This is a genomic window from Spiroplasma sp. AdecLV25b (assembly GCF_030913225.1).
Taxonomy (GTDB): Bacteria; Bacillota_I; Bacilli_A; order Mycoplasmatales; family VBWQ01; genus Spiroplasma_E.
On record NZ_JAQYTS010000015.1, the window covers coordinates 1 to 16,755 of the forward strand.

General features: G+C 25.8%; 14 protein-coding genes and 1 other RNA gene. All 15 read left to right on the forward strand.

All coding sequences use genetic code 4. The annotated features are described in order from the left end of the window. The first annotated feature begins 180 nt into the window (after positions 1 to 180). The 15 genes from RDJ14_RS01440 (at position 181) to RDJ14_RS01510 (ending at position 16,466) form a co-directional block, all read left to right on the forward strand. Positions 181 to 495, forward strand: coding sequence for a hypothetical protein (locus RDJ14_RS01440; RefSeq protein WP_308149587.1), 315 nt, complete (start codon positions 181 to 183; stop codon positions 493 to 495). A 61-nt stretch (positions 496 to 556) separates the two neighbouring features. Next, positions 557 to 651, forward strand: an RNA gene (gene ffs / locus RDJ14_RS01445) — signal recognition particle sRNA small type. Between the two features lie 26 nt (positions 652 to 677). Further along, positions 678 to 1,133, forward strand: a complete 456-nt coding sequence (locus RDJ14_RS01450; protein WP_308149588.1) for a nucleoside deaminase — start codon at positions 678 to 680, stop codon at positions 1,131 to 1,133. Between the two features lie 59 nt (positions 1,134 to 1,192). After that, complete coding sequence (dnaX, locus tag RDJ14_RS01455; protein ID WP_308149589.1) at positions 1,193 to 2,956, forward strand: DNA polymerase III subunit gamma/tau; 1,764 nt, start codon at positions 1,193 to 1,195, stop codon at positions 2,954 to 2,956. 19 nt (positions 2,957 to 2,975) lie between these two features. Continuing rightward, positions 2,976 to 3,248, forward strand: a complete 273-nt coding sequence (locus RDJ14_RS01460; RefSeq protein WP_308149590.1) for a YbaB/EbfC family nucleoid-associated protein — start codon at positions 2,976 to 2,978, stop codon at positions 3,246 to 3,248. Positions 3,249 to 3,291: 43 nt separating this feature from the next. Further along, positions 3,292 to 3,939 (forward strand): dTMP kinase, encoded by a 648-nt coding sequence (tmk, locus tag RDJ14_RS01465; protein WP_308149591.1) that lies wholly within the window; start codon positions 3,292 to 3,294, stop codon positions 3,937 to 3,939. Positions 3,940 to 3,953: 14 nt separating this feature from the next. After that, a complete protein-coding gene (locus RDJ14_RS01470; RefSeq protein ID WP_308149592.1) occupies positions 3,954 to 4,910 on the forward strand; it encodes a hypothetical protein in 957 nt (318 codons plus the stop codon). 2 nt (positions 4,911 to 4,912) lie between these two features. Further along, complete coding sequence (locus tag RDJ14_RS01475) at positions 4,913 to 5,644, forward strand: methyltransferase (RefSeq protein ID WP_308149593.1); 732 nt, start codon at positions 4,913 to 4,915, stop codon at positions 5,642 to 5,644. 38 nt (positions 5,645 to 5,682) lie between these two features. Beyond that, a complete protein-coding gene (gene tilS / locus RDJ14_RS01480) occupies positions 5,683 to 6,957 on the forward strand; it encodes a tRNA lysidine(34) synthetase TilS (RefSeq protein WP_308149594.1) in 1,275 nt (424 codons plus the stop codon). A gap of 39 nt (positions 6,958 to 6,996) precedes the next feature. Further along, positions 6,997 to 9,018, forward strand: coding sequence for an ATP-dependent zinc metalloprotease FtsH (gene ftsH, locus RDJ14_RS01485; protein ID WP_308149595.1), 2,022 nt, complete (start codon positions 6,997 to 6,999; stop codon positions 9,016 to 9,018). A 49-nt stretch (positions 9,019 to 9,067) separates the two neighbouring features. Beyond that, positions 9,068 to 9,643 carry a hypoxanthine phosphoribosyltransferase gene (hpt, locus tag RDJ14_RS01490; protein WP_308149596.1) on the forward strand — a complete coding sequence of 192 codons (576 nt, stop codon included), beginning with the start codon at positions 9,068 to 9,070 and terminating at the stop codon, positions 9,641 to 9,643. 121 nt (positions 9,644 to 9,764) lie between these two features. Beyond that, positions 9,765 to 12,971, forward strand: a complete 3,207-nt coding sequence (locus RDJ14_RS01495) for an ABC transporter permease (protein ID WP_308149597.1) — start codon at positions 9,765 to 9,767, stop codon at positions 12,969 to 12,971. A 98-nt stretch (positions 12,972 to 13,069) separates the two neighbouring features. Beyond that, positions 13,070 to 14,149: an ABC transporter ATP-binding protein gene (locus RDJ14_RS01500; RefSeq protein WP_308149598.1), complete on the forward strand. Its 1,080-nt coding sequence runs from the start codon at positions 13,070 to 13,072 to the stop codon at positions 14,147 to 14,149. 518 nt (positions 14,150 to 14,667) lie between these two features. Then, complete coding sequence (gene lysS / locus RDJ14_RS01505; RefSeq protein WP_308149599.1) at positions 14,668 to 16,287, forward strand: lysine--tRNA ligase; 1,620 nt, start codon at positions 14,668 to 14,670, stop codon at positions 16,285 to 16,287. Further along, complete coding sequence (locus tag RDJ14_RS01510) at positions 16,287 to 16,466, forward strand: hypothetical protein (RefSeq protein WP_308149600.1); 180 nt, start codon at positions 16,287 to 16,289, stop codon at positions 16,464 to 16,466. Before lysS ends, RDJ14_RS01510 begins: the two co-directional genes overlap by 1 nt. The last annotated feature ends 289 nt before the right edge of the window (positions 16,467 to 16,755 follow it).

The following is a 16,755-nucleotide window of genomic DNA, read 5'->3' on the forward strand; positions in this document are numbered from 1 at the left end:
TTTATTTTTTTAAAAATTAAAGAAGGAATAATAAACAACAACAAGAAATTAATGATACTATGCAATTAATCAACAAGTTACCCTAAAATAACTTTTTTACTTCTTAAGTTATCAATTTAAATTAAAGGTAAAATAATATATAATCTTATTATAAAATAAACATATATGAAAGGAACTATAATGTCAGGTGGAATTATATTTTTAATATTACTAGCAGCCTTAGTATTGCTAGTTTTAGGAATTTCTTTGCTAAACTTTGGCATAAATTTATGTAAAAAAAATAATGGAACAGGATTATTCGTATTATTTTTAGTATTAAATATACTTGGATTAGTATTAGGCATTGGAATTTTATATAATGCTAAAAATGGAATGTATATTGAAGAATTAAAAAAAGAAGAACAGAGAAAAAAGCAAAAGATTGAATTAGAAAATTCTGAAACATTTGATTCTTTTAATAAAGAAAAAGAACCACAAACTAACAAGTTACCTTAAAGGTATACATTTGGAACATTTTTAAAAAAACTTATTTATTTTCAGAAAAAGTTGTTATAATTAATAATGCCATTGCAACAATTACATTCGAACCTGGTCAGGACTGAAAGGTAGCAGCCATAAGGATTAGGATTGTGTGCGGTGGTTTTATTTTGTAAAATAAATAGTAGAGGTAAAGTTAAATGAAAAATCAAAAATATATGGAAATGGCTTTAAAACTTGCTAAAAAAGCATCTGTGAATGGTGATGTACCTGTTGGCGCTATCATTGTTGATGAAAGCGGCAAAATTATTGGTAGAGGTTTTAATAAAAAAGAAAAAGAACAAGACCCAACTCAACACGCTGAGATTATTGCTATAAAAAAAGCATGTAAAAAAATTGGTAACTGACGTTTAATAAATTGTACTATTTATACAACACTAGAACCATGTTTAATGTGTGTTGGTGCCCTTTTACAAACTAGAATCAAACATATTGTGTTTGCACTAAAAGATATTAAATTTGGTTGTGTAGATTCACTTTATAATTTAACTTTAGATAAAAGATTTAATCACCGCAGTGATTATACATACTCTTTAAACTTAGATAGTAAAGAAATGCTTCAATCATTTTTTGGTGAAATTCGCAGTTTACAATAGTAAGTTTTAATAATATAATTAATTGAAAAACTTGTTAGGATAATAGTGAGGTGATTAAAATGAAATACAAATCTTTATATAGAAAATACCGACCAAATACTTTTTCTGAAATTGTTAGTCAAGAAAATATTATAAAAATATTAAGAAATTCAATTGCCAATAATACTTTTAATCATGCTTATTTATTTTCAGGAAGTAAAGGAACAGGTAAAACATCAACTGCTAAAATATTTGCTAAAGCAATTAATTGCCAAAGTAATATTAAAGGCGAAGTTTGTGATACTTGTGAAGCATGCATCAACATTAATAACGAAAATTATGTTGATATTTTAGAAATTGATGGAGCTTCTAATAATGGTGTTGATGAAATCAGAAGTATTAGAGAAAATATTAATTTATTACCAATGAATGCTAAATATAAAGTATATATTATTGATGAAGTTCATATGTTAACAACATCTGCTTTTAATGCTTTGTTAAAAACATTAGAGGAACCACCACAACATATTATTTTTATTTTAGCAACAACAGAACCATATAAAGTTTTACCAACGATTATTTCACGCTGTCAATGATTTGAGTTTAAAAAAATAAATGTTGAAGCGACTATTAATCATTTTATTAAGATTTTAAATAATGAAAAAATTGAATTTGAAATAGAAGCTATTAATGAGTTAGCTATCCTAAGCGATGGTTCATTACGTGATGGTTTAAACTACTTAGAAAAAGTATTTAATTATAATAATATTATAACACTTATAAATGTTGAAAAAATATTTTCTGTGCTATCAATTAAAAATAAAATTAAATTTTTAACCAGTATTTTTAATTGTAATATGCAGGCAGTTATCGAACAATTAATAATATTTGATGAATATACTATTCAATATAAAAAGTTTATTATTGAATTCATATATGTTATTGAAGATATTATAATTTATCATTTAACAAAAACTAAATTACTACTTAAAATGCTAAATATTTCACAAGTAAATATCTTTTCTGAAGTTGTGAAGTCAGATTTATATGCAATCTTAAATGCTTTTAATGAAGTTTTAATACAAGATAATGTTGATGACTTAAAACCAATTTTAATTTTAAAAATTCTAAATTTAATTAATATTTTTGAAAGTAAATATACTTTAAATTATGAAGAAAATAGTAATAAACCTGAGGTGATTACTAGCAAGGTAAGTGAGGTAGCAATAATTGAACCATTAAAAACATCCTTATCAGAAGTAAAAAAAATGCCAGAAATAGTTGAACCAAAAATTGAATTAGAAGTACACCAAGTACCAATTGATAAAAATAATAAAATTTCTCACGCACCAATAATGGAAAATGTCAAAAATAGTGAGATAATTTATAGTGCCATCAATTTAATTTTGCAAGCTGATAAGGACATTAGAAAAGAAGTTAATCACAAATGAAAGAAAATTAGTGACTTTGTTAGTGATAATAAATTTCGCAATATCTCTAAAATATACATTAATACTTTAGTTGCTGCTGCTGCAAAAAATGGCATTATTATTATTACTGAAAATATTATTCAAGCTGATTTAATAAACCAAAAATTTTTAAATAAAGAGCATAGAAAATTTTTAACATTTTTATTAGGCAAAGAATATATGTTTTTTGCTCTTGATAAAATTCAATGACAAAAAACTAGAAAAAAATATCAAGAATTATTAACAAAAAATATGCTTCCACAAGCAGAAAATATTACAATTTCACAAGTTATTAATGAAACTATTGATGATAGTGACAAAGACCCTACTTTACATTTTGTGCAAAGGATATTTTCAAAAGTAGAAGAAATATAAAAAATATGAGGTGAAGAACATGGATATGAGAAAACTTATGATGCAAGCACAAGCAATGCAAGGCAAATTAGAAAAATTTAAAAAAGAAGAATTTACTTTTTTAAGTACTGATAAATTAATTGAGATAGTTATGACAGGTGATCGTGAAATTATTTTGCTTAATGTTGAAAAATTATTGCAAGAACTTGAAGATGACCATGAAATGATAAACGATATGTTGAAAATAGCTTTAAACGATGCTCTTAAAACTATAGATAAAAAAGAAAAGGCTATTGCTGGTAATCTAAAGTAATTATTAAGTTCCTTAATGATATAAAGTTGAAAGAGGTAAGATAATGTTATTCATTACGTTTGAAGGTCCAGAAGGTGCAGGAAAAACTACTATTTTAAAAATGATTAAAGAACAATTAAAACAAGATGGTTTTGATGTTATTGTTACAAGAGAACCAGGTGGTAGTGAAATTTCTGAACAAATTAGACAAGTGATTCTCAATAAAGATAACACTCTAATGGACCCATGAACTGAGGTTTTACTTTATGTTGCTGCACGTAGACAACATTTGGTAGAAAAAATTTTACCAGAAAAAAATAATAATAGAATTATTATTTCTGATCGTTTTTCTGATTCTACTTTAGCATATCAAGGTTATGCCCGTAATCTTGATATTAATAAAATAAATGTTATTCAAACTATGATTTTTGAAAATTATCAGCCAGACTTAACTGTTCTATTTGATATTAAACCAGAAGTTGGTTTGGAACGGATATTATTAAGAAAAGGTGAATATTTAAATCGTTTAGATGAAGAAAAAATAGAATTTCATCAAAAAGTTTATAATGGATATAAAAAAATTGCTGCTAAAAATCCCAAAAGAGTTCATATAATTGATGCTAGTTTAAAAGAAAATATTGTCTTTAATAGTGCATATGAATTAATTAAAGATTTAATTGAAGAAAAAGGTTTTAAACCAAAAAATATATAAATATAGGGGGAGAAATGGAAAACAAAAATTTTGTAGTTTCTAATAATTTATTTGATACTAATTTTTCTGTTGCTCAAATGAAAATTATTCCTCAAGTTAGTTTATGTTATTCTAAAGATAAAATGGCAAATATCTATACTAGCAATGAACTAATAAAAAAAATAACTTGTTTAAATAATGATAAGTTAGAATTATGTAGTGAAAAAGAAATTTGCAAAAATTGTTTTAAAATTAAAACAAATACTTATTTTGATTTGAAAATATATGACTTTAAAAAAACAGATATTATGAATAAAAATATAACTTTAAATCTTATTGCCGACTTTTCAAAAACTAGTTTTGAATCAAACAATAAAAAGATTTATTTAATTAATCAAATCCAATTTATTTCAATTGCTGCTGGTAATTCTTTACTTAAAATTTTAGAAAATTTACCTAATAATGCCCATATTATTTTCACAACTACTAGTATTAATGATATTATCCCTACTATTAAATCCCGTTGTCAATTAATAAATGCAGTTAATAGTAAAAATAACCACGATAATTTTACTGATGAGCAAAAATTATTAATTAAAATTTTTGCTAATCCTAATTTAATAAATGATAAGAATGTAATAATAAAATTAAAAAGTTTACTTACTATTGTTGAAGATTTTATTACCAATGAAAATAGCGATAAAATTAATAATCAATTATTAGTAAAAAAAATTGCAAATTTAAAAGAAGATATAATTTATTTTTTTAAAATTTTAAATTTAATTTATTTTAATAAACTAAATATAGTTTTATTCAAAAAATATATTACTAGTAATAAAATTATTATTAATTTAGTGGAAATTTTAAAAATCAATAATCATCAACAAATAGCTTTTATTTTAAATGAAATTGCTGTGGTTATTCAAGCATTAAAATACAATTCTAATCCTAATTTGTTAATAAATGCATTTCTTGTTAAAGTGAGTGGATAATCATGGAAAATATGAAAAAAATTTTAACTTTAAATCAAGAAGGTAAGCAAATAAAAATTATGCAAAGAAAAGATATGTTTTGTATTTCTTTGGATACAATTTTATTAATTAATTTTATTAAAATTCGTCCTAGTACGAAAAAAATTGTTGATTTTGGTACTAATAATGCTGTTTTACCTATTTTATTAGCAAATAAGTTTGATGGAGATATTATTGGGATTGAAATTCAAAAACCAGCTGTTGACCTTGCTATTGAAAATGTAGAATTAAACAACTTGCATAATAGAATTACTATTGTCCATGATGATATTAAAAATTATTGTGCTAAAAATTTAGAAAAAGTTAATTTAATCATTTGTAATCCACCTTTTTTCCCTTTATTAGAAAAAAGTAAAACAAAATTACAACCATTAAAAGTAGTAGCTCGCCATGAAGTACACATTAATTTAGAACAAATAATTGCTAGTGCTGCCAAACTATTAAAAGCTAAAGGGAAATTAGTAATGGTTCACACTGTTGAGAGAATTAATGAATTATTATTACTACTACAAAAATATCAAATTACACCTAAAATTCTCCAAATAGTGTATCCTAAAGTTAATCAAGCAGCCAATGTTTTTTTAATTGAAGCAGGGTTTCTAGCAAATCCAGGAATGATTGTATTACCACCGTTAATTTGTCATAATGATAATAATACTTATATTGATGAAATAGCAAAATGATATAAATTATAATATAGAAATGTAGGGTATTTAATATGCATGTGAATTGATTGAATAAATTGAATAAAAAAATGACTTATTTACTAGCTGTTTCTGGCGGTCCCGACAGTATGTTTTTATTAGATAATTTAGTGCGAAATGATTTTAAAATTATCGTTTGTCATGTTAATTATCATAAACGTTGAAGTAGTAATGTTGATGAACAAATTGTTCGCGACTATTGTACAAGTAAAAAAATTCCTTTAGAAGTTAAAAACATTAAAGAAGAAGAGTATAATAAAAAAAGAAATTTTCAAGAACAAGCACGAGTTATTAGATACGATTTTTTTAACGAAATTGCTCAAAAATATCAAATTTATAATTTAGTAGTAGCGCATCATATTTACGATTTATTAGAAACATACATAATTCAAAAACAACGAAAAGCAATTGTGTCATATTATGGTTTACGTTTTAAAACAACTTACAAATCATTATCAATTTATCGACCGATGTTAGAATTAAAAAAAGAAGATATTATTGATTATTTAACCTTATATCACATTAAATATGGTTTTGACGAAACCAATGAATTAATTATTTATGAACGTAATCGTATTCGTCAACAACAAATTAATAAATTAACCGACTTTGATATTAATTTAATGTTAAGTGAAATCAAAGAATTAAACAGTGAACAAGAATTATTGAAAGATGAGCTTGATGTTATTTACAATGCTATTATTAATGATGATGTTTTAGCCATTAATGAATTTAAAAAATATGAATTTAAACTACAACAAATGATAATTTATGAGTTTCTAAGTCAATATGATGAAGAATTAGTTTTAATGTTAAAAAAAGCTAAAATTAAAGAAATAGTGAGAGTTTTAACAAAGTCAACTAAACCTAATATTACTATTAGTATTGGTGAAAATAAGTGAGTTATTAAAGAATATAATTTTGCATATATTAGTGAAAAAAATGAACCAAAACAATTTAGTTATAAAATTCCTAAAATTAATAATTATCATTTTAAAGAAATCACTATTACCAAAACGCAACCCAAGGAAGGTGAATTTCAAGCATTATACATTTATAAGTCTGATTTTCCATTAACAGTTCGTACTAACAATGGTGAAGAAGAAATTGAAACTACATATGGCACTAAAAAAATTAATCGTTTATTTATTGATAATAAAATCCCTTATCGTGAACGACTTATTTGACCAGTAATTGTAAATTCTAGTGGCAAAGTGGTAGCAATTCCAAAATTATCAGTAAATAAAAATAATATTAGTGAGAAACCTAATTTGTATGTGCTAAAATATTATGGTATTATTTAAAAAATAAATTAGAAATTAAAGCGTAGGTGAAAAAATATAATGCAAACGCGAATTAAAATTAACTGAATAGTTGTAGTTATCTTTATCGCTTTTTTACTATTTATCGGATTTTTGCTATGATATTTTTTGAAAGGTAATATTTTAAATTTAAGTCAAAGTGATTTAATAGAATTATTTACTAATAAAAAAATACCTGGTGATTCAACACATACTGTTGATAAATTTGATACAGTTTCCGTTCAATTTTTTAATAACACAGTCTATATTCGTGGACTGTTAGAAATTAATGGTAAAATAATTCAATATCAATCTATTGTCTCAGCTAGTGCTTACAATGGTACAGGTGCTATTACAGATAGTATCCAAAAAATAATGATGGATAATAAAATTCCATTCTTAAATGCTAGTGAAATTATTCCTTTCTGAAAAACATTCTTAATTAGCATTTTACCAATTCTTTTATTAATTCTTGGCTCATTCTGATTATTTACAAGAATGAATAAGATGGGTGCTGGCGGTGGCATGAGTCCATTCTCAATGGGGAAAAATCGTGCTAAAATTAGAACTTCAGAAACCAGATTTACCGATGTAGCTGGAATTAAAGAAGAAAAGTTAGAATTAGAAGAAGTAGTTCACTTTTTAAAATTCCCACAAAAATACGCGCAAATGGGCGCAAGAGTTCCAAAAGGAGTATTACTTGTTGGTCCTCCAGGTACTGGGAAAACATTATTAGCTAAAGCTGTTGCTGGAGAAGCAGGAGTTCCCTTTTTCTCAATCTCTGGTGCTGAATTTGAAGAAGTATTTGTCGGAGTTGGTGCTTCAAGAGTACGTGAGATGTTTACTACTGCTAAAAAATCTGCTCCTTGTATTATTTTTATTGATGAAATTGATGCTGTGGGAAGAAAGCGTGCCGCTGCTTCAACTGCGACCAATGAGCAAACATTAAACCAATTACTAGTGGAAATGGATGGATTTGAAACTAATTTAGGTGTTATTATTATGGCTGCTACTAACCGTGCTGATGTGCTTGATGATGCATTACTACGTCCAGGGAGATTTGACCGTCAAATTTCTCTTAGCTGACCTGATATTAGAGAACGTGAAGCTATTCTTCGCCTTCATGCTCGTAATAAAAACATTTCACCAAAAGTTAATTTTCAACGAATAGCAGAACGAACACCAGGATTTAGTGGTGCCCAATTAGAAAATGTACTAAATGAAGCAACACTGCTAGCTGTTCGCTATAACAAAGCTGTTATTGGATTATTAGAAATTGATGAAGCTATTGATCGTGTTGTTGGTGGTCCTGCTAAAACATCACGTGTTATTACTGAAATGGATAAGAAAATTGTTTCTTATCATGAAGCTGGACACGCATTAATTGGTTTAAAATTAGAATATGCTTCTAAAGTACAAAAGGTTACTATTATTCCACGTGGTCAAGCTGGTGGATATACTATTATGACTCCTAAAGAAGATACAATATTCTATTCAAAAACACATTTAAAAGCAACTATTACTGGTTATTTAGGTGGTCGTGCCTCTGAAGAAATTATGTTTGGTGTTGCCAATGTTACTACAGGCGCCCATGATGACCTAGAAAAAGCAACTAACATTGCTCGTAAAATGATAACAGAATATGCCATGTCCGCTGATTTAGGATTAGCACAGTTTGAAAATCCACGTGATGAGTATTCACCATTTGCTTCTAATAAATTTTCTAGCGATATTGCTTCTAAAATTGATCAAGAAATTAAAAATATTTTAGATAAATGTTATATTGAAGCTATTGCTACAATTAAAAAACATAAAGACACATTAGAATTAATTGCTAAGTCTCTAATGACTTTAGAAACAATTACAGCTGAACAAATAGAATATATTGATAAATTTAATAAATTACCAATTGAAGTAATTGAAATGCAAAAAGAGATAGCAAAAAATAGCAAAAAACCAGTTAAAGAAGATAATGAAGATAAACATAAAAATGATGAAAAACCAAAAGATAGTGATGATAATTCTGATAATGAAACAATATCAGTTGCACCTAATAAAAAATAATTAGAATTAATTTTTATTATAATTATAAAATTAACAAGGAGAAACCTAAGTGGAAAAACACGAATTAGTTGAAAGAATTTTATTTAACAATGAAATGATTAATAAAAAAACTAAAGAATTAGCTGACTTAGTTAGTGCATACTATAAAAATAATATCCAACCGGTAATTTTAGTGGGAATATTAAGAGGTTGTTTACCTTTTCTTGCACAATTCATGTTAAATCTTAACATTGAATGCATGCTTGATTTTATGTATGTAGAATCTTATTTTGGAAAAACACAAGCTACGACGAATAAACCAAAAATTCGCATGGATGTTGTAAATAATATTGAAAATCGTGATTTATTGATAGTAGAAGATATTATTGATTCAGGTAATTCTTTATTAAAGATTCGTACTCATTTATTAGAAAAAGGCGCTAAAAGCGTAAAAATTGTAACTTTGTTAGATAAAAAATGTAAAAGAGTAGCAAATATTGAAAGCGATTGAACTGGCTTTGAAGTAGAAGATTATTTCTTAGTGGGATATGGTCTTGATTATGATGAACAATTAAGAAATCTGCCTTATGTCGGTATTGCTGATATTAATAAAATTGCTATTTTAGAAAAAAATAAAATTAAATAATTAAAAAGATATAATGGTATTATATGAATTTTATTATATTGCAAACTATACGATATTTTTAATGTGATAAAATTATTATATTAAAAATATTTTTTTGTTTTTAAATAGGTTTGAGGTTACAATGAAAAATCTTTTTGTTAATGTATTTAGAGGAATAAAAAAAAGATTAATACAATATGTTGGTATTTTGCTACTGTTAGTGATTGTAGTTTCTTCACTTTCAGCTTTATACAGCAACTCAGAGCGAATAGAATCTGGTTTTTATACTGTTTTAAATAATAGCGGTAAATATGACTATAGTATAAACTTAAAGTCTTTAAATAGCTATAAAGACATAGATGCCTCTACACTTAAAATAAAAGGTATTATTAAAGAACAATTTGAAGGTGATCCAGAAAAACCAACAATTGATGAACAAATTAATAAAATAGAAGCTACTAACATTCGTAATAACACTTTTCCAACATTTGATCTTGCATCTTTAAATCCAAAGTTAGAAACATATTTATTAAATTGAGGGCTTAATTATCAAGGTATTTTGTTAAATAATATTTTAGAAACAGACTTAAAAAATGAACCATTATTAAAAAATTATTTAATTGATAAATCTTTTTTTAAAAGTTTTGACTATAAAAACGCTGCTACTGTTAAAAGTCTTTATTTTTCATTTGAAGATGCATTCTATAGAGAATCAGATAACTTTGATTTTTCACCAACCCGTAATGATTTTAATAAAGTTTATATTTCCCAAGGAGTAGCACCGACTAGTGCAAATGAAGTGGTAATTAACTCTGATTTTGCTAAAAAAAATAATATTAATTTAAACGACACATTTGAATTTATTCAAGGTGATAATCCTTTAAAAGTAGTTGGTTTTGGATATGCTTATTGGGGAATTACAGGTAGTCGTTCGGCCACTAAGCCTAATCCTACACCTGATAATGCTACCCCCGTATATACTTCACGTGAATGATTTAATAGTTCAATTAAAAATTCAAGTTACAGAACAAACTTAGAAAGTAATCTTTTGTTAAAAGTAAAAAATAATAATAATTATTTTATTGAAGCATTACAAAATTTACTAATTAAAACATTTAGTTTTAGTTTTGGCACTATTATTACAACCGATACCGAAGATGTACGTTCAGGACAAATTTTAGAAACATTTCAAATGCAAAAAATTGTATTTAGTGCTATTACAATTGTAGTCTTATTAGTTATTATCTTTATTATTATGTCTTATGTTCGTAAAGAAATTGATTTACAAAAACCACAAGTTGGTTTATTAAAGGCTTTGGGTTATAATAACTTTCAAATTGCTATTGCTTTTGTTTCTTTAATTTTATTCATTACTTTGGCCTCCAACATTGTTGGATTGGTTCTTGGTTTACCTTTACAAATATTATTTAATTCATTAAATAATATTGGATTTTATATGCCTTTACCAAATTTATTTTTTAGTTTAGTTACCCTTTTTACCGGATTAGTAATTATTCCTATTATTTTTGTTTTTGTTAGTTATTTACAATCAGAACTTAAATTATGTGCTAATCCCTTGTTATTGATTTATGATCGTCCAAGCAACACTAGTTCTAGAATAATTACAACTTTAAAATATCCATTTCGTTATTGACCTTTTAAACAACGTTTAGCCATAGCTTTTACTTTAAAATCAGTAGGGAAATTGTTTTTAGTATTTTTTACTTTTGTTTTTGTTAGTTTTTTATTATTATTTCAAACTACAGCTACTGATTTATTTGATAATAAAGTTAATAACTTATATGGTTATTACAATAAAGATGTAGAATGAAACACCAAAACAACATCCATGTATACATATAACAACAGTAGTGATTTTAAAATAAAAGATGATGTTTTTTATTGGGCTTCACAAAAAGATATTATTGCTGATCAAACAAAACTCATTGGTGCAACTAAATATTTTGAATGAAAAGCAGATGATTTTCATATTGATAGTACAAATAAATACAATAAAATTTTTAATGCTTTATTAAGAAATGATTTTAAAAATAATTTTATTAGCAGTGAAGAAATTAATATTTTATATCATGCAACCAAAGATAATACAAAATGTAAAAATTTTATTAATCCATCAGGACTATTAACACCAGATCAAACCGATAAAATTTGTGTTGGAATCCATAAACTATTTAGTTATCTTTCAGATAATACAGGAATTAATCCTGAATTAGCGTCACTTCCAGGTATTAGTATAGGTTTAAATATTTATAATACTAATTATTATCCTGATATCGAAACTAGTATTGTCCCACCAACTGCATGAGATGGGCATAGTCAAAGTAATATGCAAGCGCGAAGAATTAAGGTAACAGGCGTTTATAATAATCCCGATCAAAATTTAGCATGAAAAAATTGATTTAATTTTAAAGAAGAAAAACAACGTGATATTGATCCTGTTTTTAATAATAGCCATATTTTAAAAAAAGAAAATATTTCTTATACTAATAATCAGGGACAGAAAGTAGTCGGTGATGCTTTTACGGTACCTGCTACCATTTCTAAAAGTCTTGCTATTTTAAATGGTTATAAAATTGATAGTCAATTTTTAATGTTAGCAAATTGATATAACTATACAATGCCCATAATTTTTGAAGTAAAAGGTATTATTAGTAATAACCTTGATACATCAAATGTTTATACCAATCTTGATGATTTACGAACAGCTATTGGGTTAGTTGATATTGCTAATAATCCTATCCCTGATGCTTTTAATTTTTGAATTTCTAAAGATGCTAATATTTTTCCTTTAAATTATATTAATGTCGCTCAACCAGAGGGAAAGTACGATATGAGTGAAATTCAAAAACAAAATCTAATTCCAATTAATAAATTACCATTTGTTAATAGTTTAGTTAAAAAACTTTTAGTACAAATCTTTGATGGTATTAGAACTATTATTAGTATTACTAAATTTTTAACTTTATTTGCTGTTGCTTTTGTTTTAATTATCATTATTAATATGATTCTCGATAATAATTTATTAATTATTGCTATGATGAAATCATTAGGATATCGTGTAAATGAAATTAATCGATTAATTATTGGTTCTTATGTAATTGCTTTAGTGGTAGCGTTTGTGATAGGTACTATATTTTCTTATGTAATATGGCATTTTATTACCTTGATTATTGCTTCACGAGCCGGAACTGTGTTTAATGTACCAATTAGTCCATTTACAATTCTGACTTCTTTTGGACTAGTTTTCTTAATTATGGTTATCGGTTATGCTGTTGGATTATATTTAATCAAATATAAATCAGTAACAGTTCTATTGCAAGGTAGTTAAAAAATATATGTTTTTAATCATTTATATGTAAAAAACTAAAGTTATTGATAAAATAATTATGTGTTCATAAAAAACGATTTGAAAAAGGAGAAATAAAAATGATAAAAAATAACAAAAAAGGTAATAATGAAATTGTAGATCCTATGTCTGAAGCTACTGATTCATCAGAAAATAATGTTAAAGATGCAACAATGGAAGAATCAAAAACTAAATTAAAAAGTAGTTTTATGAAAAAATCAGTAGGTAAGAAGGCAACAGATAATGAAACTATAGATGAACCACCAATTATCAAACATAAATCTCATGATAAACCAGAAACTAAAGAGGAAATAGCAGCTACGAAAGCTAAACTACAAACCTTTAAAGATAACCAAAAAACCATTAAAAAACAAACTAAAGAATATTCAAAAGCCGTTCTTAATGGTCAAATTGTTTCTATGACTAATAATACCCCTGATGTTGCAACTAATGTGATTGAACTATTTAACGTTAAAAAATCATATTTAACTGGTGATTTAGAATATGAAGTATTAAAAGGAGTTGACTTAAAAATTAAACAAGGTGATTTTGTTGTAATCCTTGGTCCCTCAGGTAGTGGAAAAACTACCTTACTAAACATTATTTCAGGCTTAGATAAACCCAATTCTGGTGATGTATTTGTAGCAGGTTATAATTTATCTTTATTAAAAGATAGCCACTTAACAAAATTTAGAAGAGATAATGTTGGATTTATTTTCCAACAATATAATTTATTAACTAATTTAACAGCTCGTGAAAATGCTGAAGTTGGTGAAAATTTAGCAAAAAGTAAAAACAAAAACATGGGAATTGATGAAATATTTAAAGTGATTGAAATGGATGAACATATGAATAAGTTTCCTAGTCAATTGTCAGGAGGGCAACAACAACGAGTTTCTATTGGTCGTGCGCTTGCAAAGAATCCAACCATTTTATTCTGTGATGAACCAACAGGAGCATTAGATGAAGAGATGGGACGTAAGGTATTAGAAATCTTATTAGATGTTAACCGTGAATATAAAACATCAATTATTATGGTTACCCATAACCCTAACTTCCAGTTTGTGGCTAATACTGTTATTAATGTTAAAAATGGGAATATTGTTAATGTTAAGACGAATACGAAACCAATGAAACCAAGTGAAATTAACTGAAGTTAATAGAAATAAGTGTTTACTTTTTTAATTTTCTAGAGAAATAGTGATGAAATAATTTTTGTCATCACACTACATATACAGATTGATTTCTAATTAATTTTTATTAGTCCTGAATTGTAAATTATGATTGAAAATTATTTTTTCCTGCATTTATGCTTTTAAGTATTGACTAGTTATTGAATATTTTGCTTCTGAACAGTTTATTTCAGATTCAGAACATTTTTAATTATTTTATCATTGAACAAGGCATAAGTTAAAATTAAAAATGTGTTACGGAAGAGTTTCATGCACAGTTTTGTGAAAGATTGGTGGGGAAACTCCACTGGTTTATTATTCAATTCATTCGTTAATTTAGTTATTTATGTTTAATGATTGTAGTTTTTTTTGTTGAAAATTGTTATTATTACTTTTATAAAACAACTACAATTTTATTTATCATTAAAGAATCATTTTTTTAATTTATTTTTTAACTTTAAATAATTATAATATAAGCAATACTTTTAAATACAAAGGATGAAAAAATGGCAGACAATAAAAATCATGTTAATGGACATATTCTAACAGAACAAGAAGAATTACGATACCAAAAATTACAAAAACTACAAAATGAAAATTATGATGCTTATGGTCGCATTTGAGAAAGAAATTTTAATTGTAAAAGCCTTGAAGCTAAATTTAAAGATAAAACTAAAGAAGAATTAGCAACTTTAGTTGAAAAATTATCTAATGATCAAATTCAAATTGCAGGTAGATTGATGACAAAAAGAGAAATGGGAAAAGGTTCAGTTTTTGCCCATTTACAAGACCAAACTGGCAAATTTCAAATATATTTAAAACCAGAATATATTAGTCAAGAAAAATTTAATTGATTTTTAGAATATGCTGATTTAGGCGATTTTTTTGGAATTAAAGGTAAAATTATGAAAACTAATAAAGGTGAACTAACAGTTCAAGTTTTCGACATTGTTATGTTGTCAAAAGCTATACGAACGTTACCAGATAAATTTCATGGTCTTGTCGATATTGAAGAACGTTACCGTCGTCGATATGTTGATTTAATTGTTAGTCCAGATACAAAAAATACATTTTTACAACGTAGTAAGATTATTACTGAACTACGAAACTTTCTTAATAATAAAGGTTATTTAGAAGTGGAAACGCCTATTTTACAAGAAGTTTATGGTGGAGCTGCTGCTAAACCTTTTGTAACTCATCATAATACTTTAAAAACCGATTTATATTTGCGAATAGCTACTGAATTACACTTAAAACGTTTAATTATCGGTGGTTTTGAAGGTGTATATGAAATTGGTCGCTTATTCCGTAATGAAGGTATGAGTCCAAAACATAATCCTGAATTTACGACTATTGAAATTTATGTTGCCTATCAAGATATGAATTTTATGATGGAATTAACAGAAAATTGTATTAAGCATTTAATTAATATTGTTCAAAATAAGTTAATTTTAGAATATGGCAATCATATCTTAAATTTTGAAAAACCTTGAACAAAAATTAGTATGATTGAATCTATCAAACAAGTTAAAATTAAAGATGCTGAATTCATCTCTTCTTTTTCTGAAATTATTGAAATGAGTAAACAATATCATAATATTGCTGATGATAAAATTAGAAATGAAGCTAAAATTAAAGCATATGATTTAACTTTAAAACTTGCTAAAAAATTTAATCTTAAAATCCCACCACACTATAATAGCATTGGACATCTTATTAATTTATTTTTTGAAGAATTTGTAGAAGAAACCTTAATTCAACCAACATTTATTACTGATTATCCGATTGAAATTTCACCACTTGCTAAATTAAAAAAGGATAGTAAAGAATTTACTGATCGCTTCGAATTGTTTATTGGTGGTCGTGAATATGCCAATGCTTATTCAGAATTAAATGATCCTTTTCAACAATATGAACGTTTTGCTCAACAAATGAAAGAAAAAGATAGTGGCAATGATGAAGCAACAGAAATGGATTTAGATTTTGTAGAAGCATTAGAATATGGTATGCCACCAACAGGTGGTCTTGGAATTGGTATTGACCGTTTAGTAATGTTGATTACTGGCCAAGATAGTATTAAAGATGTGCTATTATTCCCACACATGAAACCAAGAAGTAATAAATAATGAGTACTTTAGTAATTATTGGGGTTGTAGTAGCATTAATTGCTATTATTGCATTTATTTTTTTAATTAAAATTATTAAATGACTTGCCATTACAATTATCATTTTTGGTTTAATTGCTACAGGTTTATGTTTAGGTTTTGGAATACCACCAATAGTAACAGATGTTATTAATACTTAGGTTAAATCCTAAATTTTGTATAAATTACTTTTATGGAGCAAATACCCCTCATATCAAAGAATAAATTTTTATTTCGAACAAATAAATCCCGACAAAAGTGAATAATTGTTAACACTTTTTTAAAACTAAACTGATCCACATTGAAATATTTATTGGAGAAAATAAGCAACCTATTTTACTGGTAGACAAATAAAATAAACAAGCCTAATTAGGCTTGTTTTGAGTTAATTTAAAAATTCAAATAATTTTTATTTGAATTTTCTTTTTTGATAAGTTGTAAAATTTAAAC